General features: G+C 64.4%; 10 protein-coding genes. 7 read left to right on the top strand and 3 right to left on the bottom strand.

The features are described 5' to 3' along the window. The first annotated feature begins 44 nt into the window (after positions 1-44). The 3 genes from AC5P78_RS15190 (at position 45) to mobF (ending at position 5,566) form a co-directional block, all read left to right on the top strand. A complete protein-coding gene (locus AC5P78_RS15190; RefSeq protein WP_262098907.1) occupies positions 45-803 on the top strand; it encodes an ankyrin repeat domain-containing protein in 759 nt (252 codons plus the stop codon). Further along, positions 781-2,667: a helicase HerA-like domain-containing protein gene (locus tag AC5P78_RS15185; RefSeq protein ID WP_197654167.1), complete on the top strand. Its 1,887-nt coding sequence runs from the start codon at positions 781-783 to the stop codon at positions 2,665-2,667. Before AC5P78_RS15190 ends, AC5P78_RS15185 begins: the two co-directional genes overlap by 23 nt. Positions 2,668-2,731: 64 nt before the next feature. Next, a complete protein-coding gene (mobF, locus tag AC5P78_RS15180) occupies positions 2,732-5,566 on the top strand; it encodes a MobF family relaxase (protein ID WP_495217237.1) in 2,835 nt (944 codons plus the stop codon). Here mobF and AC5P78_RS15175 read toward each other — a convergent pair. Further along, positions 5,556-6,011 (bottom strand): GIY-YIG nuclease family protein, encoded by a 456-nt coding sequence (locus AC5P78_RS15175; protein WP_054172039.1) that lies wholly within the window; start codon positions 6,009-6,011, stop codon positions 5,556-5,558. The genes mobF and AC5P78_RS15175 overlap by 11 nt on opposite strands. Before the next feature lie 259 nt (positions 6,012-6,270). Between AC5P78_RS15175 and AC5P78_RS15170 the strand changes: the two genes are divergently transcribed. Beyond that, positions 6,271-6,933 carry a hypothetical protein gene (locus AC5P78_RS15170; protein ID WP_495217236.1) on the top strand — a complete coding sequence of 221 codons (663 nt, stop codon included), beginning with the start codon at positions 6,271-6,273 and terminating at the stop codon, positions 6,931-6,933. Between the two features lie 596 nt (positions 6,934-7,529). Here AC5P78_RS15170 and AC5P78_RS15165 read toward each other — a convergent pair. After that, positions 7,530-9,290 carry an adhesin gene (locus AC5P78_RS15165; RefSeq protein ID WP_495217235.1) on the bottom strand — a complete coding sequence of 587 codons (1,761 nt, stop codon included), beginning with the start codon at positions 9,288-9,290 and terminating at the stop codon, positions 7,530-7,532. A 255-nt stretch (positions 9,291-9,545) separates the two neighbouring features. On the opposite strand from AC5P78_RS15165, the gene AC5P78_RS15160 reads away from it, so the two are divergent. Next, positions 9,546-10,325 (top strand): M15 family metallopeptidase, encoded by a 780-nt coding sequence (locus AC5P78_RS15160; RefSeq protein WP_495217234.1) that lies wholly within the window; start codon positions 9,546-9,548, stop codon positions 10,323-10,325. A gap of 291 nt (positions 10,326-10,616) precedes the next feature. Here the strand turns inward: AC5P78_RS15160 and AC5P78_RS15155 are convergent, their stop codons facing one another. Further along, entirely contained in the window at positions 10,617-11,009 is a 393-nt protein-coding gene (locus AC5P78_RS15155; protein ID WP_005408640.1) for a barstar family protein, read from the bottom strand. Between the two features lie 364 nt (positions 11,010-11,373). Here AC5P78_RS15155 and AC5P78_RS15150 point away from each other — a divergent pair, with 364 nt between their 5' ends. Together AC5P78_RS15150 and AC5P78_RS15145 are read left to right on the top strand one after the other, a co-directional pair. After that, a complete protein-coding gene (locus AC5P78_RS15150; protein WP_235643792.1) occupies positions 11,374-13,050 on the top strand; it encodes a ShlB/FhaC/HecB family hemolysin secretion/activation protein in 1,677 nt (558 codons plus the stop codon). A 21-nt stretch (positions 13,051-13,071) separates the two neighbouring features. Beyond that, on the top strand, positions 13,072-24,342 hold the full coding sequence (locus AC5P78_RS15145) for a hemagglutinin repeat-containing protein (RefSeq protein ID WP_414498537.1): 11,271 nt from the start codon (positions 13,072-13,074) through the stop codon (positions 24,340-24,342). Positions 24,343-24,405: the final 63 nt, after the last annotated feature.

Raw genomic sequence — 24,405 nt, 5'->3', positions numbered from 1 at the left:
TGTTGCGCCTTTTGCGTCCCCTGGACCTCCAACGAGCGGAGGCCTTGGCGGCCGCGCTCGCGCGCGAAGCCGGCGCATCCAAAGGGCTTCACGATTCGCAAGTGTTGGTGCGTGCCCACGCACTGAGCGTTGCCCCTGTTGAGGGTCGGTTGGGCGATCTGGTTTGGCAGGTGCGCCAGCGGGAGCACGATGATGTGCCCCAAGTGGACCTGCGCTGGGGCTTGCATCGCCTGGGGTTCGACGCGCCCACGCGGGCCTCCACCCAGAACCTGGTGCGTGCTTACGAGAGGCGCTTGGCAGACCGTGACGAGCCGATGGTTTACAGCACCTTGGCAGAGAGGGTGGCTGGGTTGTCCATGGCAGAGCACGTCTCGCTCTTCCAAGGCATGGCGATGGCGGTGGAGGAAGCGCGGGCACGGCAGTCCGATGCAAACCGGTTGCGGGAGAACGCACCGTGGCAGGGCTGGCTCGTGGGGGCGTCCCGGGCGGGCCACGAAGCAGCACTGCTGGCCTGCATCGGCATGGGCGCAGACGCCCGGCTGCCCGATGCCAGCGGCAACACACCACTGCATCATGCGGCCCGGTTTGGTCACTTCTCGCTGGTCACGCCTCTGGTCGAAGCCGGCGCCGACGTGGCGGCCCTCAACGCCCACGGGTGGGCGCCGCTCCACCTTGCCGCCCTCCACAAGCACGCCCGGGCCTGCCTCCACCTGATGGCCCACGGCGCCAATCCTGAGCAGCCAGGGTGGCGAGGGCGGACCCCAACGCGCATGCACCGACATGAGCAAACCCAAGCCCTTTGACGCGCTGGGCGACGTGCCCGGCAGCGTTGCGCCTTCCCAGCCGGTCCGATACTGGCACCGCGCCGTTCTTGCCGGTGCATTCGTTTTTGGCTTGGCCTACGTGGGGAGCATGGGCGTTGCCTGGCTCTTGCCGAATCCCGATGGCTCGCTCATCCGTTTTGCCGATGCCTTAAAAGGCGGACTGGTGACCGCCTACCACTTCCTGACCGTCGGCATCTCGGCTCGGGCTCCGGCACGGGAGTTCATCGAACTGGTGTCCTACCACCACCCAGTGGCGACGTGGTCCCGGATCGGGGTGTCGCTTCTGCTGGCGGTGGGCCTTGGCCTTCGCATGTTCCTCAAGGCAGCTGAGCCGATGAGCAACACCTGGCACCTGTCCGGACCGAGGTTGCTGGAAGGAAAAGAGGCCGTGGACGAAGCCCGGCACCGCTCGATGACACCCAAGGAAGCCGAGGTGGACCCCTTTGCTCTGTCCCTCCACCCCGATCTGTTGCTGTCTAAAAAGCATTGGGCGCGCCACGTCCTGATCACCGGCTCGGTGGGTTCGGGCAAGAGCGTCATCCTCAAGCACATCCTGGAACAACTGACGCGAAAGAGGGGCGCAAAGCTGTTCCTTTACGACATCAAGGGTGATTTCACGTCGATTTTCAAAAGGCCCATCATCGTGTCGCCCTTCGATGCGCGGTCCTACGTGTGGGACGTCGCCGCCGACGTGCGGACCCCGACCCAGGCGGCGGCGTTCGCCGCCTCTCTCATCCCAGAGGGCGACGGGAACGCCAAATTTTGGAGCATGGCCGCCCAGGACTTGTTGATCGGGTGCGTGCGCGAACTCCAGAACAACCGGCCTAGCCAGTGGGGATGGCCCGATCTGGCGGCCTTGGTGCGTCGCCCGGCCGCGGAGATGGCCGCCGGCATGCGCCCGCATTACCCCCGCGGCGCGGCACTGGTGCGTGATCCGGAGAGCCAAACCACGTCCAGCGTGCTGTCTTCCCTGGGGGGCTTCACCCGCCTCATCGACGATCTGGCCACCGCATGGCCCAAGGTTGGCAAGCGCCGTTTCTCGATGACCGAGTGGATACGGGACGACTACAACGGGCGCACGCAGGTCATTGTTCAATCCGGACCGGACACAACCCTGACGAAGGCCTACATCGCCGCCATGATCAACGTGGCTGTGCCGGATCTCATTGGGCCGGGCTTGCCGGACAACGAGGGCGGGCGTGGGCTCTACTTCGTGTTCGACGAGCTGACCAGCGCTGGACGGCTGAACATCGACCCATTGTTGGCGTTGGGGCGCAGCAAAGGCGTGGTGGCCATCATGGCGGTCCAGGATCACTCCCAGATTGAGTTGGTCTACGGGGACAAGACTGCGCAGGCCTTCTCAGCGCTGGTCGGAACCCACGTGGTGTGCCAAGTGCAGATGGGGGCCACCCGGGACAAGCTGGCCGGCCAGCTCGGCAAGCGAAAAATCGCCTGGCGTGGGCACGACGACAAAGCTCAGATTCACGAGGAAAGCCGCGCCTTGGTTTCCAGCGGTGAGCTCACCGACCGACTGGGTTTCCGAAAGGGCAAGCGCTACGGTCCCGAGGGGTGGGGCATCGAGGCGATCGTGCAGATGGGCGGGGACGTGCTGTTGCTGACATGGCCCGGCAAGAGCCATCCAACGGTTCGCGAGGGGCAAGTGGCCGCTGCGTGGACCACCAAGCCAGCCGGACCGGTGGCCGAGGGTGAAGGGCCATCTCCAGCCGCGTCCCCTGCAAGCGCTGGCGTGTCGCCCTTTCCAACCACCGCCGAGGGCATCGATGCGGTGCAGCGGGTGCTGACCATGACACCCGAGGAAATCGACGCGCTTTTCAAGCGGTGATCGGCCTTGCCAACTCTCCGTTTTCTGGGACCTTGGAACAGTCAACGTTCTTTAGGGGAGCCCCATGATCAATCGCACGCCCATCAATGCCAAGGGCCAGAACTCGCACAGCGCAAACATGTTCGATTACATGTTGGCAACCGAGTGCCTGACCATCGACAGCGCTGTGGCCTATTACGCCGGCAGCGGACCCGATCCGCGGCAGACGCTCAACTGGGGCGGCAAGCTCGCCGCCGAACTCGGCCTGGAAGGGCAGCCGGTCACCCGCGAGGTGATGGAAAAGCTTGGCAAGGGCTTTTCTCCCACCGGAAGGCCATTGTGCAAAAACGCGGGCAAGGAGCCCCAATTGGTCATCAAAACGGATCGCTGGGGAAACGTGCGGTTGGATGACGACGGCAAGCCGATGGAGAAGTGGGAGGGTGGCCATCGGGTGGGATTCGATCTGACCATTTCCGCCCCCGGGGACGTGAGCGTGGCGTTCGCGCTCGCGGATGATCGCGAGAAGCTGGCCATCCTGGAGGCCCACCGCCAGGCCTGCGCCGTGGCGATGCGCTACATCGAGAGCAAGGTAGAGACCCGGCGCGGAGAAGCGGGCGTAGACGTTATAGGCACGGCGGGATTGGTTTGGACAGCCGCCGATCACGTCAGCAACCGGAACGTGGAACCCGACCTACACACCCATCACCTGGTCTACGGGATCTCGAGGGGCGAGGACGGTCGGTGGGGCACCTACGACGCAATTGAGATCTATCGTCATACCCGCGCCGCTGACCACCTCTACAAGGCAGAGCTCTACGCCGCGATGAAAGCGCTGGGCTATGGGATTCAGCGTGAGCGTGAGGTGGACGTGATGGGGCACGAGACGGGCCAGATCCTCACCAGGGTTGCCGGCATCGACCGGGAGCTGGTGCTTAAGACGAAGACCCGCCGCCAGGAAATCCTGGACTACGTCAAGGAGCACCCTAACGCCAGCCACGACGAGGCCTGCAAGGCCACCCGCAAAAAGAAGGAAGAACCGCCCTTCGAGCAGGTGGTCAAGGACTGGCAGCAAACCTTGTCCAACATCGCTAAAGAGCACCCGGATCTGGTTCCCACCACCCAGTCGCTCAAGAAGACGAAAGGCCAGCACCTGGACCCGCATACGTTTGACGAGGTTTTGCAGCGCATGCACGAGAACGAGGCGATGTTCTGCGAGCATGACCTGGTCCGTGAGTTGGGGATGGAGTTCGCCGGACAAAAGAACTCGGAAGAAATTCTCCAGATGGCGAAGGAATTCACCGAACAGGACGATCTGGTGCGCGTGAAAGCCGAATACCTTCACAAAGACGACCGTGGCGATACGCTGGCACGAAGGCACAGTGAAGACCGTTTTTCCGCCACCTGGATGGTCGAATTGGAGGCCGAGATCATCCGCCGCTCAAAGGAGCGGGAGAATGAGACGGATCTCAAGCTGTTCCGCTCCACCGTGGATCGGGAGATCGCCGCTTACGAAAAGCGCAAGGGCTTTGCCCTCACCAGTGAGCAGAGGGCTGCCATCGGCTACCTTACCTTTGACACGGCCGGCGTGGGGGTCATGTCGGGGTTGGCTGGCACCGGCAAGACCACCGTGGCCGAGGTCTACAAGCAGTGCTTTGAAGCCGAAGGCAGGCGGTTGATGGGACTGGCGGTGGGGGGGCGGGCCGCTGAGAAGTTGGAATATGAGTCGGGCATGCCCAGCATGTCCGTCGCCAGGTTCTTCTCCCAAGTGCGTCAGGGCAAGATTGCTCTGACGAATAAGGACGTGGTGGTGCTCGATGAAGCCGGCATGGTGGCCACCGATGACACCCTAAAGCTGATGACCTACTGCCAGGGAGTGGGCGCCAAGCTGATTCTGCAAGGGGACAGTGACCAGCTCCAGCCCATCGCTGCGGGCAACGGCTTTGAGCTTGCGAAGATGGCCTTGGGGGACAAGAAACTGACCGAAATACGCCGGCAGAAGAACGCTGATGACCTGATCACCGCCAACAGTTTCTACGAGCGGGACAAGGAGGGGAGGGTCAAGAACATGCGCCGCGGGCACCGCAGCCGCCAAGGCACCTTTGATATGGGCACAGAAATTCTGAACAACCTCAAGCAACGCAACTGCATCGACGACTTCGGCACGGACAAACAGGCCATCAAAGCGTTGGTGGACGATTACTTGAAAGACAAGACGCCCATGGACGAGAAACTGGTCTTGGCCCACACGCGCTCTGAAGTCAAGGCGCTCACCACAGGCATCCGAAAGGGACTCCAGGAGCAAGGCGTGCTGGACAAGGAGGAGTTCACCTTCCGATCGATCGTGAAAGGGCAATGGGAAGACCTGACGCTCTCCCGCCGCGACCGTGTGATGTTCACGGCGACCAACAACGACTTGGGCGTCATCAACGGCACCGAGGGCACGGTGGAGAGCATTCGGAAGGACAAATCCGGTGGCTACGACCTGGTGGTGCGCATCGACTCCTCGAACCCGAAAGAGGACGGGCGCATTTTGGAATTCAACACCAGCGAGCACAACGCCTTGGCCCACCGGTATGCCATGACCGTCCACAAGGCGCAAGGACAAGGGAAATCCGAGGTTTACCACTTGGCCACGAACATGGGCATGCTCGACCAGCAGTCGGCCTTGGTGGCGTTCACCCGCCTCACCAAGGGCAGCTACCGCATGTATACGACGGACGACGTGATGGAGCGCATGGCCGAACGCTTGGGCACCGAGCGACACAAAGAAATGGCGCTGAGCGTCGGCTTGTCCGAGACCCAGGCTGCTCCGGTGCGCAACCTGGTCCAGGACGTGGAAGAGCTGCTGGCAGGATTGAAACCGCAACCCCGGGTGCCAATCACAAACGCGGAATTGCGCGAGATGAGGCTTACCCGGTGACGCATCGGGCCAGCGCCAACACGCTGATCACCACCACTACCCATGGCCACCACCCCACGCGTTCGGAGGGGGCTTTCACCGGTGTTCCCAGCTGCCACCGCCGTTGGTGGGCCAACCCGCGCACGTGGGCCGTGGCCCGCCGGTGGGGGTTGACCACGATCCCCGGTGGCTTGGCGTAGATGCGCCATCCCTCCCGGGAGGCCTTCACCCGCCACGCCTGCTCATACGCCTCGGTTTCCGCCCGGGTGGCTGTCACCACCTCCAGCGCATGGAACCGGAAGGGACGGTGCCAGCCGCCTTTGGGGGAGCGGTGCTGCTTCTCCCGCTGCTGCGGGTTTGAGCTTTGGCCGATGTAACAGCCCCCGTCGTCGAACAGCAGGGCGTAAAGGGTGCGGGGCAGGGCGTGATACTTCTCGCTGCGTCCCAGGTTGTGGCGGTGGGTCATGGTCTCTCCGTGAGTAAAACGACCCACTCACGAATAGATCAGAATCTGGAGTTGGCAAGCCTGCTGCGAAGGACTTGAGAGGCCGCGCGTTACTTGCGTGTAATCTCTTCGCAGTTCATGGCGAGCATGGGGCTGGCGAGTGACCTTTAAGTTCCCGGTTGGACCTTCCAAAGGGCGTTGCAACATATGCGGGCAGGAAACCGACCTGACCGAAAATCACGTGCCACCCAAGGCGTGGGCTCAAGGCATCGCTCTGAGGGTGTCCAGCGTCGCCGATGCAATCAGTGGAGAGAAGAAGCCGCGGTCCCACAAGATGCCCAATGGCGTTTGCTTCAGGAGCATCTGCCGGACCTGCAACGGCTCGGTCCTTTCCCGATACGACAAGGCGCTTGTATCGATGAGCCGACAGGTGACGGAGATCTTGCGTGATCGAACCAAAGTTACCTACTACCAGAGCATCCGTATCCAGCCGCAGCTTGTGGCAAGGGGCGTCCTGGGCCACATGTCATCGGTGGGCTTGAATCGCTACGACGAACGCCACAGCCAGCACCTGTTCGATGAGCGGTCAGATCTTCTACGCCAGGTTCGGCTTCACTACTGGGTGTATCCCTACAGCGGTCGAACGGTTCTTCGCGACTTCGGGCTGGGCATCTTGGGCGGGAAAGGAAGTTCGGCGGTGTATGTCCTGAAGGCCTATCCGCTGGCCTTTGCAATGGTCTGGAACAGGGACTTTCAGTTCGAGGACCGGCAGCCGCAGAGCTTTGACCCGTTCGCTGGGTTCGAGCCAGACCAAGAGGCGAACCTCCCGCTGGAGTTCGTGGGCCTGCCAGGACAGGTTTGGCCAGAGCACGTCCAAGGGAACACGTTCGCGCTCCTTCATTCCGATGGTGCGTTCGTGGCAACGGAGAAAAGACGGGGCTAGGTTTGGGCGGTTTCGGCTCTGCCGGATCGGAGGCGCCGCGGATAGCTGCAGCGTTCCAAAGAAAAAGCCCGGGCTGGACCCGGGCTTTTCATATCGGTCAATGGGGAGCATGGCTCACCGCGCGTTGACCTGTGTAATGTAAGGAGCGCGCTTGCTCCTACAGCAATTGTCGTGTCGTAAAGCACCTTCAAGCCCACGCCAAGGGCTCTGCAAAGCGGGTGTTTCTTGATGCGTGTTGCAAGCGTGTTGCTGTTACTTGTTTCTTTATTCATTGAGGTATCCCTGTAATTCTTAGTGCTGCATGTGTCATCTTCCTTTGCGTCGTGGTTGGTCAACCATTCCCTAACGGCTTCTAGGGCAATGGCAAGCATTGGCGTGAGTAGTGCTACGGCAACGGTCATTATTGCAGGTGGGATTGTCAGTCCGGCTCCTACACTGATTAACGGTGGAGATGTTACCAGCTTCCAATGCCTTGGTCAATCGTAAGTTATTGTATATAAATACAATTTCAATAAATTGACGCCACGAACAAGGGCCCCGAAGGGCCCTTGCCGAGATACGATCACCTCCTTTCGCCGCTGACATTCTTTGATTCGTTACCAGCCGATGGCCCAGGCTGCGCCCACGGCCGTGTCCTGTCCGCTGCGGGAAACCCCGATCGAGAAAGCCGATGGGGATCCGCGTGGGGTGGTCACGTCACGGGTGTAGCCAATGGAAATGGCGGCTTGGCCGCTGCAGCCACCGACGCCCACGGCCAAGCGGTTTCGGTTCTCTCCGTGGATAGCCGACGTCGAGGTGGCCATCTGGGCGTTGGCTTGGGCCATGGCGCACACACCGCTCACCCGTTTGTCGAGCTGGCGGAAACGGCGGTCCGTCAGGTTCCAGCGGTCGTCTTGCTCCCGCTGGTAATCCCACAGCTGACCACCGTTGATCGCGTCCGTGGACCCTGGAGCGATCGCTCCTGCAGCCACCCCGGTTACCCGCTGGTTGGCGGCGTTGATCCCGGATCTGGTGACCGATGGGCCGCCCTGGACAGTGAAGCCGTCGCTGTTGTGGATGGCCTTGGCCACCTGGACCGAGCCCTGCTCGGACAGTTCAACGTTGTCTCTCAAGCCAACGGTTTGGGTGCCGTCCCCGTTGTCCGTGACCTCGATGTTGGCCCCGGCCACTGCGGTGGTGTTTCCCCCATCCTTACCGTCCTGGCCTGCTGGGCCTTGCGGACCGGTGGGACCCTGTGGACCGGGGGCGCCACCACCGCCGCCAGGGTTTTGTTCCAGCTGGTGAACGCGCCCATCGAGATCGTAGATGGCACCGGCCACGGTGGTGTAGTTGTTACCGCTGCTCAGCTGGTAGTTCGGCGCCACGATCACGCCGTTCACCATGGAGGCGCCAGCGCCCAAGGTTTCCACCACGGTCCGCAGTTGGCTGACCGCCACGGCGTCGTCGTCCGCTTTGCCCAAGGCAACTTGGGTCAGGCGGCGGTTGCCAAAGGCTGCAGTGTCTTCTTCATCGCACGTGGTGTTGGCGCCCACGGCCACGCATCCCCATGCGTTGGCCACGGCACGGGGCCCCAATGCCACACTTTCTGTGGCGTTGGCCGTGGCAGACGCGCCGAAGGCGGCAGAGTAGGGCGCAAACGCCTGTGCCCATGGACCCACGGCGGTGCCGGCCTCGCCGGCAACGCCAGCGCTGTAACCGTAGGCGCCGGCAAAGTCGGCGGTTGCGTTGGCACCGGGTCCCACGGCGGATGCACCTTCGCCCTCGGTCTGGGATGCGGCGCCCAACGCGAGGTTGCGATCGCCTTGAGCATTCGCCCCGGCCCCGAAAGCCGCCGCGCCGTTTCCATCGGCTCTTGCGGTTGAGCCTACAGCGGTCCCGCCATCCCCGAGCGCGCGGGCACTAGAGCCGATGGCCACACCGGTGATCCCGCTGGCCAGGCTGTGCCCGCCAATGGCCACCGTGGAATCGCCGGTGGCTTGGGCTTGGGGTCCGACGGCGACGGCGTAAACCGCAAATGCCTGTGCGCGAGAGCCAATGGCGAGCGCATTTGAGCCCTGCGCTTCGCTCGAGAACCCCAGAGCGGTTGTATGGCATCCGCGAGCGGTGGCGCGATTGCCCACCGCAGTGGCCCCCAGGCACTCACCCGGAACGCCATTTTCATCCACCATTATCCCGCCGTCGGCGAGGGCGTCCGCCCCGATGGCCGTGGCCCCAACGGTCAACGATTGGGCGCGGTCGCCCACCGCGGTGGCATCGGGTTTGGTGGCAACGGCGCCGTTGCCCACTTGAACCTGGGCTTGCGCCGTGCCTGCAAAGAGGCCCGCCAGCAAAGCGCAGTGGATGAGGGAGCGATTCATGGGGTGGCCTCCTGGGTTGTTAAATGAGTGAGCGTGTGCACTCACGAATAGATCAGATCCTGGAATGCGCAAGCCCCCCCCAACGAAACTTCCCGGCGAAACGGCAGGAGGGGCCGTTGCGCCAGGAAGCGGTGGGGCCGACTTTTCCCACCCCTGTTCTTCTACGACAGGGAAAAAATTCCGCAAGCCCCCTTGCGCGTTTTCGATTCTCCGCTTGCATGGGTGTATCGCTCATGTGAGTAAGGAGGCCTACTCATGTTTCAACGCTTGTTGCTCGCGCTCGCATTGGCCAGCGCCCCCATCTTGGTCCACGCTCACGTGCCAGCCACCGATTCCGTTGAGGTCCACGGTAAGAAGCCTGGGTTTTTCAAACGCCTGTTCCACCGCCACAAAGACGCCCCGCAGTGGGACGGTGTCCAGCCCGAGCTTCGCTCAACGCTGGAACGGATCGCTTTGCAGATGAAGGGCGAGGGCTACGACCTGCGCCTGATGGAGGGCTACCGCTCTGAACAGCGTCAGGCCGCGTTGCTCGCCAGCCAGAAGGGCGTGACCCAGGTGGGGCCAGGCAGCAGCTGCCACAACCACGGCTGGGCGGCGGATATGGTCATCTACAAGCGTGGGCGCCCTTCTTGGGACCTGAGGGACGAGCAGGTGCGGCAGGGCTACCAGCGCTTCGGTGAGCTGGCCCAGCAGGCGGGTTTGAGGTGGGGTGGCGCTTGGAGGAGATTCCAGGACATGCCCCACGTCGAGATGCGCAGCGAGTGCCTGGTGGCGATCCGGTCCTACCGCGCCGGCCAGCCCATGTTGGTGGCCGAGGTGGTGCCCGAACCGGTGGTCCCCTTGGCGCCGATGTGGCCCGGGTTGGTGCCGCTGGCGATCACGCCGGCCACGCCCTGCGAGGGCTGGATATGCGCCCGGCGGTGGGACTGGAACCTGTCCGTGGCAAGCGTCCCGATGGGGGCATTGTGGATGCGCACCCTGCAACAGGATGCCCCGTTGCAATGTCCCGTCAGCTCACCGTTCTGGGGTGCCTAAGCCACGTTGTGTTGCGATGGTGTTGCGATGCGTTCGCCAGATGATTGCAGGAATGTCGGAATTTCCTTGAAATCAGCTGAAAATCGATATCGATAGAAACACACGCCCATGGTGCTTCATCAGCGGGGTGTGTTCGGCGGACTTGTCTTTTGACATGGGACTCGTGGATCAGGGCGTCCGGCCACGCCGGGCGGCAGCGGCAGCGGAGCGGGTACAGGGCCGTCCATGGTAACTGCTGGGGCCGGTGGGCGCCGCTGCGGTTGGTGGGCATTGCCCGTGCGGAGCACACAGTCAGGCCGGAACCAGGGTGATCTGCCGGTGGCTTGCGAAGATCTCCATTACGATCTCGAAGTAGGTCTGGCCCTGGCCTCGTTGCAGGGCGTCCAGCTGGAGCGCAATGGTCCGCCTATTGAAGGTGCCCGGGGCTTCCAGCTTGGACTGCAGCCACTGACATGTGGTAGTTCGTCCCAGTGCGGCGCGGCTGTGCTCGATATCACCCCAGATCACCGTGGCCCGGTCGTGGCCGGCCAACACCCCATAGCCGCCATGCAGCAGGTCATCCAGGGCGTCCAGGCTTGGCCCGAGCTGCCAGTTCTCGCCGGCCATGAACACGCGGTTGATCTCCGCGTACAGGCTGGGGATGTCATTGATAGCGGCGCCTTCAATCTGTAGGACGATGGTCATGCGGCGACTGTAGCGTCAGCAGGCGAAAGCTGGCGTGCTGTAGGACCAGGGTTCGCACCATGGCCCGAACGCGCAGCGTCCCGGGCGTTTGCGGTGTGTTGCCCCGCAGTCGACTGAATTTGCAATCTTTCCTATAGAAGTTTCTGAGGCGGCCGATACCCTTTGCGCCTTTCTGCGCTTCGCGTAGCGGCGTGCTGTCGCCTGTGCGTCGGCAGACCCGAATCAAGCCGGCACGTCGATGCCTTGTCCTTTTCCGGACAGAGCGCCTGACGGCCTGCATCAATATCAGGAAAACACTGTGCGGTCAGGGAAGAAGCAGGCACGACAGGCGTGCCGTGGTGGTGGGTGGGTGGTGTTGCTTGGCATGACCTTCGGTGTTGCCGCCCAGCAGGCCGGTGATCCAGCCGCGCAGGAACTGCTGAGGCAACAGGAACGCGAACGCGTGCTGCGCGAGCAGCAGGAACAACGCCCCGACGTCCGCCTGGAGCGGAACGCGCAGAAGGAGAGCGACCGCCTGCCGGCGCAGGAGCACCCCTGCGTGCGCATTGATCGCATCGTGCTGGAAGGCGAGGACAGCCAGCACTTCGGCTGGGCACTGGCGGCTGCCGACCCGGTCGGCGATCCGGCCACAGGCCGTTGCCTGGGGACCGAAGGCATCAACGTGGTGATGAAGCGCGTGCAGAACGCGATCATCGCCCGCGGCTATGTCACCACGCGGGTGCTGTCGGCACCGCAGGACCTCAACCAGGGCACGCTGACGTTGTCGGTGGTGCCAGGCCGGTTCCGCGAGGCCGTGTTCTCCGACCCGCAGGGACGGCATCCGGCCCTTGCCAATGCACTGCCGATCCGCAGCGGCAGCCTGCTCAACCTGCGCGACATCGAGCAGGGGCTGGAGAACCTGCAGCGCGTGCCCACCGTGAGCGCCGACATCAAGATCGCGCCGGCCGACGGCGAGGGCGCGGCGCCAGGCCAGAGCGACCTGCAGATCGACTGGACGCAGCGCTCACCGGTGCGCGCCAGCGTCACCCTGGACGATGCCGGCAGCCGCGGCACCGGCAAGCTGCAGGCCAATGCCACGCTGTCATTGGACAATCCGCTGGGCCTGAACGAGCTGTTCTACATCAGCGCCGGCCGTGGCGTGTTCAACGGCCGAGGCAAGGACACCAACAGCTGGACCGTGCACTACGACGTGCCCTACGGGTATTGGCTGTTCGGTGCCACCGCCAGCGCTTACGACTACAGCCAGAACGTGGTGGGTGCCTTTGAAAGCTATGACTACAGCGGCCGCAGCCAAAACGCCGAAGCGCGGGTGGACCGGCTGTTGCTGCGCAATGCCAAGGTCAAGTTCAGCGCCTACGCGCGTGGCTGGCAGCGAGAGTCGAAGAACTACATCGACGATACCGAGATCGAAGTACAGCGCCGCCGCACCGCGGGCTGGGAACTGGGCCTGACCCACAAGCAGTTCATCGGCAACGCCACGCTCGATGCCAGCGTGGCCTACCGGCGTGGCACGGGGGCCTTCCACGCCCTGCGCTCGCCAGAAGAGATGGCGCAGCAGTGGGATCCGACGCTGCCTCTGGAAGGGACCTCGCGGATGAAGCTGATTACCGCCGACGCGCAGTTCAGCGTGCCGTTCCAGCTGGGCAGGCAGCGCCTGCGCTACACCGCCGCATGGCGGGCGCAGTGGAACCGCACGCCGCTCTCGCCACAGGACCGCTTCGCCATCGGCGGCCGCTATACCGTGCGCGGTTTCGATGGTGAAAGCTCGCTCAGCGGTGAGCGCGGCTGGTCGCTGCGCAACGATCTTTCGCTGGGCATCGGCGGTGGCCAGGAGTTCTACGTCGCCGCCGACTACGGCCGCATCGGCGGCCCATCCGCGCAGTGGCAGTCCGGCCGTGACCTGGCGGGCATGGCGCTGGGCCTGCGCGGCGGCTGGCAGCAGCTTTCCTGGGATGGCTTCGTCGGTTCGGCACTGCACAAGCCCGCCCATTTCCCCACCGACTACACCACATTCGGCTTCAGCCTGGCCTGGCGCTACTGATCTGCCACAAGGACACGTGACATGAACACTATCTATCGTCTGGTTTTCAACCGCGCGCTGCGCGTCTGGCAGGTGGCGTCGGAGCTGGTGAAGGGTGGCGGTGGCCTGGTCGGCCATGTGCCGGGCCGGCAGAGCGCCGCGCTGTCGCCGCTGGGCTTCGCACTGATGTGCTCACTGGGCTGGGTCAGCCTGGCAACTCCTGCACTGGCGCAGTCCGATGCGCGCATCATTTCCGACCCCAATGCGCCGGGCCGTGAACGGCCGACGATGGTGACGGCCCCCAATGGTGTGCCGATGGTGAACATCACCACGCCGTCGGCGGCGGGTGTGTCGCGCAACCGCTATTCGCAGTTCGATGTCGGACGCGAGGGCGTCATCCTCAACAACGCCCGCGGCCAGGTGCAGACGCAGCTGGGTGGCTGGGTGCAGGGCAATCCGTGGCTTGCCACCGGCAGTGCGCGGGTCATCCTCAATGAAGTGAACGGTCCGGCCAGCCGCCTCAACGGCTACGTGGAAGTGGCCGGGCAGCGCGCCGAGGTGATCATCGCCAACCCGGCCGGCATCCAGGTCAACGGCGGCGGCTTCCTCAACGCCAGCCGCGTGACCCTGACCACCGGCACGCCGATGTTCACGGGTGCTGGGGCACTGGAGGGCTACCGCGTCACCGGTGGTGCGATCCAGATCGATGGAGAGGGTCTGGACACCAGCCGCGCTGACTACACCGACCTGATCACCCGGTCACTGAAGGTCAACGCCGGCATCTGGGCCAACCAGTTGCAGGCCACGCTGGGCAACAACGTGGTCAATGCCGACCACAGCCAGGCCAGCCTGATCCCGGCCAACGGCGAGGCACCGACCTTCGCGCTGGACGTGGGCGCTCTCGGCGGCATGTTCGCCAACAAGATCTGGCTGGTCGGCAACGAGCACGGTGTGGGCGTGCGCAATGCCGGCAGCATCGGCGCGCAGGCCGGTGAGCTGGTGGTGACGGTGGACGGCCGCCTGGAAAACACCGGCGCACTGCAGTCGCTGCAGAACGTGCGCTTGCAGGCGCGCGGTGATCTTGCAAATGCCGGCACCATCGCCGCCACGCGCGAGGTTGCGATCACCACCGGCGGCACGCTGGACAACAGCGGCGGCAAGCTCAACGCACAGCGCCTGCAGGTCGAGGCGCAGGGCCTGCGCAACCATGGCGGCACCATTGAACAGACTGGTGTGCAGGCGCTGGCGCTCAAGGCCGAAGCGGCCCGCAACCGCAGCAACGGTCTGCTGGGTGCGCTGGATGCCGTCGCGTCCGGTGGCAACGGCGGTGGCCCAGGGGGCGGCACGTCGCCGGGCAGCGGCGGAGGAACGCCGGGAACCGGTGCCCCGGGTACGGGGACGCCGGGTACCGGCGGCGGCTCGACCGGCACGCCGACCTCGCCAGTGGTACCGATGGCCGAGGGCCTGATCGCCATCGCCGGCATGCTGGACAATGACGGCGGCAGCATCGCCAATGGTGGTGCGGTATCGCTCGCCGCACGTGCCGGACTCGACAACAGCGGCGGTCGCCTGGGAGTGAGCGCGCTGCAGGCTGGGGGCGAGCTGCGCAATGATGGCGGCACGCTGCAGGTGCATGGCGATGCCGCGTTGCATGTCGGCCTGTTGTCGAACCAGAAGGGTGCGCTGAGCGTGGCCGGCGGCCTGCGGCTGGATGCGCAGTCGCTCGACAACCGCGGGGGTGAATTGCGGCACGCCGGCAAGGCGGCATCGTCGTGGACGGTGCAGGGTCTGTTCAACAATGACGGCGGCCTGCTGGCCACCAACGCCGCGCAGTTGGCGCTGCAAGCAGGCCAGGTCGGCAATGCCGATGGCCGCATTGAACATGCCGGTGAGGGTGGCCTCACGCTGGACACGGGTGACTGGGCTGGTCCCGGTGGACGGCTGAGCACGGTGGGGCGTCTGCACTGGACGACTGGCAGCGCCGACCTGCGCAACGGTGCGCTCAGTGCGGCGGGATTCGACATCGTGGCTGGCATGCTGGACAACCGCGGCGGCAGCCTGCTGTCGCTCGGAACCGGTGCCAGTTCGGTGAAGGCGTCGAACCTGGACAACGGCGCAGGTGGCACGTTGGCCGGCAACGGCGACCTGATAGTGGCCGCGACCACGCTCGACAACAGCAAGGGCCTGGTGCAGCAGGCTGGCACCGGGAGCTTGAGCGTGCAGGCCGATACGCTGCATGGCAGCGAGGGGCGCCTGCTCAGCAACGGTGCACTGGTGCTGTCCGGCGGCGAGCTGGATGTGAGCGGCGGTACGACGTCGGCGCAGAGTGTGCAGATCCACGCCAGGGCACTGCGCAACCGCCAGGGCCAGATCGTCTCGCAGGGTGTCTCGGAGCTGGCACTGGACGTACGCGATGCGCTAGACAACCAGGGCGGCAAGATCGTCGGCAACGGCGGCCTGCGCATCGACGCCGGTCGCATCGACAACCAGAAGGGCACGCTGCAGTCGGCCGGTACGCAGGGCGTGGCGCTGACGGTGCGCGACACGCTGGATAACAGCGGCGGCGGCATCTCCGGCAATGGCCAAGTGCAGCTGCAGGTTGGCAGCCTGGTCAACCAGGGCGGCAAGGTGCTGGCGGCAGGCAGCGGCGCGCTGCAGGTGCAGGCCCGAGAGCGCTTGGACAACAGCAACGGCGGCCGCCTGGCCGGTACCGGTGATCTGCGGCTGCAGGCGGCAAGCCTGGACAACCGCAGCGGTGCAATCGAACACGCCGGCGGCGGTACGTTGCAGATCCGCGCCGACAGCCTGCAGGGTGCGGGCGGCCGCATCCTCAGCCAGTCGGCGCTGGAACTTGAGGGCGGCGACCTGCTGCTGGGGGCCAGCAGCACTACCCAGGCAGAGCGCATTGCCATCGATGCGCAGCGCTTGGACAACACCGGTGGCAACCTCAGCGCGACCGGCAGCGACACGCTGCGGCTGCACGTGGCGCAGGGCGTGGACAACAGTGGCGGCACGATCGCCGGCAACGGGGCACTGGATGTGCAGGCCGGTGAACTGATCAACCGCACGGGCACGCTCAGCGGCGCCGGAACGGCTGACAGCACCCTGCAGATCGTCGGTGCGCTGGACAATCACGAAGGCACGATCGCCAGCAACGCCAACCGCCTGACGATCGCCGCCGCACGGCTGGACAACAGTGGCGGCAGCATCCGCCAGGCCGGCAACCAGGGCCTGGACATCACCACCGGCCGCCTGGACGGCAGCAAGGGCACGCTGGTCTCCTCGGCCACACTGACCTTGCGCGCCGACGACGTGGATCATCGTGACGCGACGCTGGGCGCCGATCGCCTCGACCTTGAGGCCACCACGCTCGACAACGCCGGTGGCCGCATCATTGCCAGCGGCGAAGGCGCCAGTCGCATCAAGGCGACGGCGCTGGGCAATGCCGGTGGCACGCTGGCCAGCAATGGCGACCTGACCCTGCTGGCCCGGACGCTGGACAACAGTGCAGGCAGGATCCAGCACGCCGGCAGTGGCCAGCTGCAGGTCTCGGCGCAGGCCCTGCTGGGCAAGGGCGGCAGCGTGCTCAGCAACGGCAGCTTCGTGCTGGATGGCGCCTCGCTCGATCTTAGTGGAGCGACCACCTCGGCGCGTCGCGTCGCCATCAGCGCCGGCACCCTGACCACCGCCGGTGGCACGCTCACCGCAACCGGTGAAGATGCGCTGCGCCTGCGCGTACAGGGTATGCTGGACAATCGCGGCGGTTCACTCGCCAGCAATGGCGCGCTGGATGTCATCGCGCAGCAGCTGAACAATGCGCAGGGCACGCTGCAGGGCGCAGGCACCGGGCACTCCACGCTGGCGATCGGCCAGGCGCTGGACAACCAGAAGGGCCGGATCCTGCTCGGCGGTGCCGGCACAGTCACCGCGGCCAGCCTTGGTAACCAGGGTGGCACAGTGCACGCGGGCGGCAGCACGCTGGTGCTGGGCGTTGACGGTCGTCTCGACAATGGCGAACAGGGCCTGCTGTCCAGCACCGGCACGGTGACCCTGGACGCCGGCAGTCTCGACAACCGCCACGGCGCCCTGGTCGCTGGCAAGGACCTGACGGTGACCACGGCGGCAGGCGTGGACAACAGCGACGGCGCGATGCAGGCCGCCGAACGGCTGCAGCTGCAGGGTAACGGCCTGGACAACCAGCGGGGCACGCTGCTGGGTGGCCAGCTGGACATCGATACCCGCGGCCAGCGGCTGGACAACCGCGCCGGCACGCTGGGTACACAGAAGGGCGCGCTGAGTGTGCGCAGTGGCGTTCTGGACAACCAGGGCGGTCGCGTGCAGTCTGCGGCCGACCTGACCATCAACACGGCTGGGCAGGACATCGACAACCGTTTCACGGCCGGCAGCGGTGGGCTGCTGGCGGCCGGGAAGCTGCAGCTGGAAGGCGGTGTGCTGGACAACCGTGGCGGCGCAGTCAATGCACAAGGCGATGCGCGTTTGCTGCTGGCCCGCGTCGACAACAGTGCCGGTGGAACACTTGCCAGCGCTGCGGATCTTTCGCTGCAGGCGGCGAGCCTGGCCAATGCCGGTGGTCGCGTGCAGGCCGGACGCAACCTCGACCTGACCCTGGACGGGCACCTGGACAACGCCGCCGGCGCGATCGCGGCCGGCCAGCGGTTGACCCTCACGGCCGCCAGCGTGGACAACCGCAACACCCGTGGCGGCGACGGCACGCGTGGGCTGCAGGCGGGCCAGCTGCAGTTCGGTGCACAGTGGCTGGACAACAGCCAGGGCCAGGTCGTCACCGATGGCAGTGCGCGGCTGCAGATCAACGGCCAGCTGCAGAACACCGGCGGCATGATCAGCACCGGCGGCAACCTGGACAGCCAGGCGGACAACGTCGCCAACAGCGGTGGCCTGCTGCGCGCTGATGGCAGCCAGACCCTGGTGGCACGAGTGCTCAGCGAAGACGGCCAAGTGCATGCGCAGCGTGACCTCGGCCTTACCCTGCAGCAGGGCATGCGCCATCGTGGCGAATGGATCGCCAACGGCACGCTGTCGCTGAACCTGTCCGGCGACCTCGACAACCAGGGTGTCGTGCGCGGTGGCAACCTCGACCTCAACGCCCAGAACATCACCAACGCAGCCTCGGGTGAGATCTCCAGCCAGGGTACGACCCACCTCAATGCCCGTGGCCAGCTGACCAACCGCGGCCTGATCGATGGCGCGCTGACGCACCTGGAGGCCGGCGAGATCGACAATCTCGGCACCGGGCGCATCTACGGTGACCACGTGGCGATCTCCACCGGCGTGCTGAAGAACCGCGCCGAAGAGGCCGGTGGTGCCACCCGCGTCGGCACCGTGGCCGCACGCGAGCGGCTGGACCTGGGCGTGCGCGAACTGCAGAACACCGGCAAGGGCCTGATCTACAGCGGCGGTGATGCGGCCATCGGTGGCGCGCTCGGCGCCGACCGGATCGCCAGCGGCATTGCCGGGCGGATCGACAACATCAGCTCGGTCATCGATGTGGGCGGCAATCTGTCCATCGATGCGCAGGTGGTCAACAACATCCGCGAGAACGTGGCGATCGCCCCGACCCAGGTCAAGACCATCGACACTACCGTCAACATGATGGTGGCGGCATGGCAGAAGAACTCGAAGAACACCGCAGGCACGGTCAGCGATACCAGCAATTACAAGGCCTGGGAGTTCTACTACATCGCGCCGGAAGACGTGCTGCAGGACGAGCCCTACATTGCGCCGGACGGCACCCGCCTGGGCAAGGCGGTGGTTCGCCTGACCGCGAGCACCTCGCGCTTCTTCTTCGGCTCTGGTGGATTGGGCTATGACGTGCGCGGTGAGCGCTGGCGCATGGATCCGGTCAACGGCACCGTCACGATCTACTACGTGAGCAAGGGCACTGCCGCCAATCCGGACCAGGTGCCGGGCGGCGATCCGTTCGACGTGCTCAAGTCGAAGGAGAAGTTCACCTACCAGAACGACCGCCTGACGTTCTCCAGCGCCTACGGCACCTGCAGCACTACCTGCATCCAGTTCATCACCCCGGCGTCGTTGAGCAATCCCGATGCGACCATCGTCGGTCGCCGCCAGCACACGCAGGAACACGGCCTCAATGAAGAAAAGCGCGTTGCTCACCACGTGGCCCATGAGGACCAGCTGCAGCCCGGTGCCGGTGCCGATGCGGTGATCCGTTCCGGCGGCAACATGCGCCTGTCGGTGGACGAGCTGAACAACCGCTACGCGCAGATTGCTGCGGGCGGCAATCTGCAGATCGTCGGTCACGGCGCCGACAGCCGTGTCAGTAACGTCGGTCTCGAATTGTTCCGCACGCATACCTTCAACAACACCTCCATCGCCTACGACGGCACCCGAACGCAATGGACCGCCGAGCCCATCTCCGAAAAGATCGGCCAGCTGGGGGGCCAGATTACCGCCAACGGCACGTTGAGCATCGATGTCGGTGACCTGAGCAACCTCAACCAGGGGCGCAAGGCACCGAACGTGCAGAACGGTTCGGCCATGGCCAACCTCAACGTGCAGGGGCCCAAGGCGCTGCCGGATGGGCCGGGCCATGGCGGTGCGCAGGGGCCCGGCCAGTCCACCGGCACCGGTGCCGAACGCGCGCTGGCGCAGGCGGCCGATGCCGCCGGCACCCAGCAGGGCGGCAGCGTCGGCGGTGTGACCGGCAACAGCGGCACGTCCGGGCCGCGCGTGGTTGCGGCCAGCGGCGGATCGCCGGACCGCATCGCGATGGGCGCACCGGACACGCGCGCGCCGAGCGCCAGCCTGTTCAACGTCAATCCCAACGGTGGCCACTACCTGGTCGAGACCGATCCGCGCTTCACCGACCACAAGACCTGGCTGAGCTCGGACCACCTGCTGGGCCAGATGGGCTACTCGCCCGATACCGTGCAGAAGCGGCTGGGTGATGGGTACTACGAGCAGAAGCTGGTGCGTGAGCAGATCGGCCAGTTGACCGGTCGCCGCTTCCTCGACGGCTACGCCAGTGACGAGGCGCAATACCGCGCGCTGCTGGAGGCTGGTGCCACGGTGGCCAGCGAATGGGGCCTGCGCCCCGGCGTGGCGCTGACCGAAGCTCAGATGGCACAGCTGACCAGTGACATCGTCTGGCTGGTCGAACAGACTGTCACCCTGGCCGATGGCAGCACCACCACCGCGCTGGTGCCGCAGGTCTACCTGCGCCTGCGCCCGGGCGATCTGGACGGGCAGGGTGCACTGCTGGCCGGCGCCAATGTCGATATCAAACTGGGCAATGGCCTGGTCAACACCGGCAACATCGCCGGCCGCAAGCTGGTAACCATCGATGCAGGCAACATCGAGCATCTGGGTGGCAGCATTTCCGGCCAGTACGTCGGGCTGTCGTCGGACAAGGACATCCGCGTTGCCGGTGCCACCGTGACGGCCACCGATGCGCTGTCGGTCAAGGCCGCGGGCAATGTCACGGTGGCCTCCACGGTGGAGACACAGCGGGGCGGTGGCACCTACCAGTACGAGACCAACCGCATTGATCGGGTTGCTGGTCTGTATGTGACCAACCCCAGTGGCGACGGCATGCTGTCGGTGGTGGCTGGCGGTGACATCAGCCTGCAGGCCGCACAGATCCGCAACGCCGGCGCCGACGGCCTTACCCAGCTGGCCGCAGGCGGCACTCTGGATGTTGGCGCGATTGCGCTGGAGGAACGCCGCGACGCCACCTTCGATGAGCGCAACCACCAGCGCAGCAGCAGGACAACACATGCTGCCAGCTCGGTGCAGGGCGCTGGCGATGTGGTGCTGGCCGCTGGCAAGGACATCAACCTGGCCGCCGCGCAGATCAAAGCGGCGGGAGGTCTGGCATTGCAGGCCGGTGGGGACATCAACAGCCAGGCGCTGGTGGACAGCGAAAGCCGCGATTTCTCCAGTGCGGGCAAGCGCAGCTCGCTGCAGGTCAGCCAGCGTGATGAGATGGTGCGCGGCAGTCAGTTGTCTGCTGACGGCGGAATCGCACTCAGTGCAGGGCGCGATGTGAACCTGGTAGCCGCAGAGGTACGAAGCGAACAGGACGCGATCAGCATTGGTGCCGGCCGTGATGTGAATCTGAAATCCACGCAGGAAGAGCACACCTGGGAGCAGGATACGCAGCGCAAGAAGCGAGGACTCACTTCCACTACGCGTACCGCAACGCACGATGCAACCCAGGACGTACTAGCCGTTGGCACGGTTCTGTCGGGTGAGCGGGTCAGCATCGGCGCAGGTCGTGACATCACAGCTGAGGGCGCCAAGATTGCGGCCACCGGCGACGTAGTGATGGCTGCCAAGGGCAATCTCAGTATTGTTGCTGCGGAGTCCACTCATTCCGAACAGCACAGCAGCGATCGCAAGAAGTCCGGGCTGCTTGGAGGGATGAATGGCAGCTTCGGGGTTACGTTCGGTAGCCGAAGCAGCGGCAACAGCAGTTCCCTCACCGAAACGATCGCAGAAGGAAGCATCGTCGGCAGCGCGCTGGGCAGCGTGACGCTGACTGCGGGCGAAACGCTGCACATCGGGGGCTCCGATGTGCTCTCCAGGAACGGAATGACGTTGCTTGGCAAGGATGTGCGTATCGATTCGGCAGAACAGTACTCGGAGTACAACGACAGGAATTACTTCAGGCAGTCCGGTCTGAATGTTGCCGTGGGCGGCGCGACCGTTGATACGATTCAAAGTGCACGCGCTGTGTATGCCTATGCCAAGCGTGCAGGCGAGGTCGAAGATGATCGCCTCAAGGCGCTATATGCGTACAAGGCGGCCCAGGGTGCAGTTGCGGTAGCCCAGGCTGCGGGGCAGCAGTCGGGCGACGGCGGTGGCGGCGCCGGATTGAACGTCCGGGTGACGGCAGGAACCCAGCGATCCCAGTCGGAAACGACGATGGAGCAGACAACCCATCGTGGCAGCACATTGCACAGTGATGGCGATGTGGTCATCGCAGCCACAGGCGGTGATCTGACGGTGGTGGGCAGCAACGTGTCCGGTCGCAATGTGGACCTCGTGGCTGCCAGGGATCTGGTTGTCAGAAGCAGCGAGGATCGCTACGCCCAGGACAGCAGAAACCAGTCCCAGGGTGGAGAGATCGGTGTTGCGATCAGTGGAAGCAGCGGCGGCGGTGCTGCGATCGGTGTCTATGTTGGTGCCAATGCCGCGCGTGGCAAGGCCGACGGGAACGGCACCATCCATAACGAAAGCACCATCAAGGCCGGGGATCGCCTTACGTTTGCGAGTGGTGGAGACACGACTCTGCAGGGTGCACAGCTGGTTGCCAACCAGGTTATCGGTCAGGTGGCGGGCAATCTGACGTTGCGCACAGAACAGGACACGGATAGATACAAGAGCCAGCAGCTTGCGGCGAAAGGTGAAGCCACGATTGGCTATGGCTTCGAGGGTAGTGCTAGCGGCAGTGCCGCCATGATCGACAGTGACTACCGTAGCGTCCGAGAGCAGACGGGAATCGCCGCCGGCGACGGGGGCTTCCAGTTGCAGGTGGGGGGCAACACGCATCTGGTCGGGGCCGTCATCGCAAGCACCGCGGATCCCTCGAAGAATCTGCTGTCGACGGGCAGCTTGACGGTTGAGGATCTCAAGAACCGGGCGGAGTTCCTTTCCGCCTCGATCAGTGGCGGTACCAGTGGCGGCGGGAGCCCTTCAGACGGGTTCAATTTCAACCCCTCGGTGATGCCGGGCCTGCCAACGGGTGACAGCAAGAGCTCCACCACGCGAAGCGGCGTGGCCGACGGCTCGATCGACATCCGAAATGGAGACAACAGCACGCTGGCAGACCTGCAGCGCGGCGTAACCGGTTTGGACAACGCCAATGGATTTGCGCCCATCTTCGACGAGAAGATGGTTCAGGAGCGGCAGGAGCTCACGCAGATCCTGGGGGAGATCGGCTTCAAGGCCGTCGGCAATCTGGCTTCCAGGAAGAGTGCGCAGGCCAAGGTGGACCTGGAAGTTGCGCGCGCCAATGGCGATGCCGAGGCCGAGGCCGATGCCCTGCGGCGGATCAGTGAGTGGGGTGAAAGCGGGCGCAACAAGGTCCTGCTGCACGGCCTGACAGGCGCTGCCGTTGCAGCATTGAGTGGCGGCGATATTGGCGGCGCCGCTGCGGGTGCCACCGGTGCCGCGCTGGCCAAGGAGGCGATGACACGCTTCCTTACCGGTCAGGGCATGGATCCGCGAAGTGGTGAGTTCAACAGCTTGATCGAACTGGCCAGTGCTGCGTTGGGCGGGGTCGTGGGTGGTACCGATGGTGCGGGCACGGCGTTGCTGGGTGATCAGTTCAATCGACAGTTGCACCCTGATGAAATCAATTTCCTGGCCGCAAAGGCAAAGGACTTCGCCAATCTGCTGTTCGGATGCGGGGAAAGCTGTAGTGCCGATCAGGTCAAGGTGGCGCGGGGGCGTCTCTTGCGCGAAGCCTACGCACGCGTAGATGACATATATGGCTCCTACAAGTCAGACGCTGCTGCGTCAAGCTTCATCGGCTCAAACCCAATGGCGTTCGTTGGTCCCGATGGTCAGCAGCACGAAGGATTCATTGAACTGGACAATGGCCGCCGCAATGACCACAGCCTGTACAAGGATATGCTTGGCACCCGACGAGCGGAATTCAGTCTGCTGACGGAAGCACTGCTGGACGGTGGGAAAACCGAAGCGGCGTTGAGGCTGGACTACAATCGGCAGCTCGCTGAGCTCGCCACGAGTGCTCGTGGCCGCGATGGAGTGATGATCCTCGAAACTTTCAGTGGAGAAATCGGGGGGTGGGGCTCAGTAGTAAAAAATGTACTGAAGGGGGATGGCGAGTCTGCAAGCCTTGCAGCTGCGCCTCTTCTTATTTTCACCAAGGTGCCGGGGGCCAAGGTTGCAGCGGAAATTGCGGAGACTCTCGCTGCGCAGGCTGTGAAGGCTTCTGCTACGCAATCCGACGCCGTGATAGCCCGAGCTGGTCGTCCACTTTGGAGCTCGACGAATTCAAAAACACCTGTTCAAAACGCTTACAGTCATTGGGTCAAGCACAAGAATGAATTCCCAGAATTCAACAGTGCGATCGACTACTACGTTGGGGCGAGAAAGTTCTTTGACTCTCCACCGCCTGGAACGCTGCAGAAAATTCGTCAAAATGGTGACACGATTCTTTATAATCCGACGACTGGTGTATTTGGTGTGAGGGCTGCCGACGGTACGCCAAAGACAATGTTCAAGCCGGACCCTGCAACCCACAACTACCCATCAAATCTGGACTACTTCAATGCACAATGAGTTAAGTTGTCGAATCTGTGGTTACATTTCCGATGCGCCCCATTGGGGTGAGGACGGGAAGAC

It is taken from the genome of Stenotrophomonas sp. YJH_SMC_133, from assembly GCF_059370655.1.
Note: the sequence above shows the minus strand (reverse complement) of the source record. Positions and strands in the feature narration are given on the sequence as shown.

Bases quoted from the DNA above. Each gene is read 5' to 3' on its own strand.
- AC5P78_RS15185 (WP_197654167.1), top strand. From the start codon at position 781: ATGAGCAAACCCAAGCCCTTTGACGCGCTGGGCGACGTGCCCGGCAGC.
- mobF (WP_495217237.1), top strand. From the start codon at position 2,732: ATGATCAATCGCACGCCCATCAATGCCAAGGGCCAGAACTCGCACAGC.
- AC5P78_RS15175 (WP_054172039.1), bottom strand. From the start codon at position 6,011: ATGACCCACCGCCACAACCTGGGACGCAGCGAGAAGTATCACGCCCTG.
- AC5P78_RS15165 (WP_495217235.1), bottom strand. From the start codon at position 9,290: ATGAATCGCTCCCTCATCCACTGCGCTTTGCTGGCGGGCCTCTTTGCA.
- AC5P78_RS15160 (WP_495217234.1), top strand. From the start codon at position 9,546: ATGTTTCAACGCTTGTTGCTCGCGCTCGCATTGGCCAGCGCCCCCATC.
- AC5P78_RS15155 (WP_005408640.1), bottom strand. From the start codon at position 11,009: ATGACCATCGTCCTACAGATTGAAGGCGCCGCTATCAATGACATCCCC.
- AC5P78_RS15150 (WP_235643792.1), top strand. From the start codon at position 11,374: ATGACCTTCGGTGTTGCCGCCCAGCAGGCCGGTGATCCAGCCGCGCAG.
- AC5P78_RS15145 (WP_414498537.1), top strand. From the start codon at position 13,072: ATGAACACTATCTATCGTCTGGTTTTCAACCGCGCGCTGCGCGTCTGG.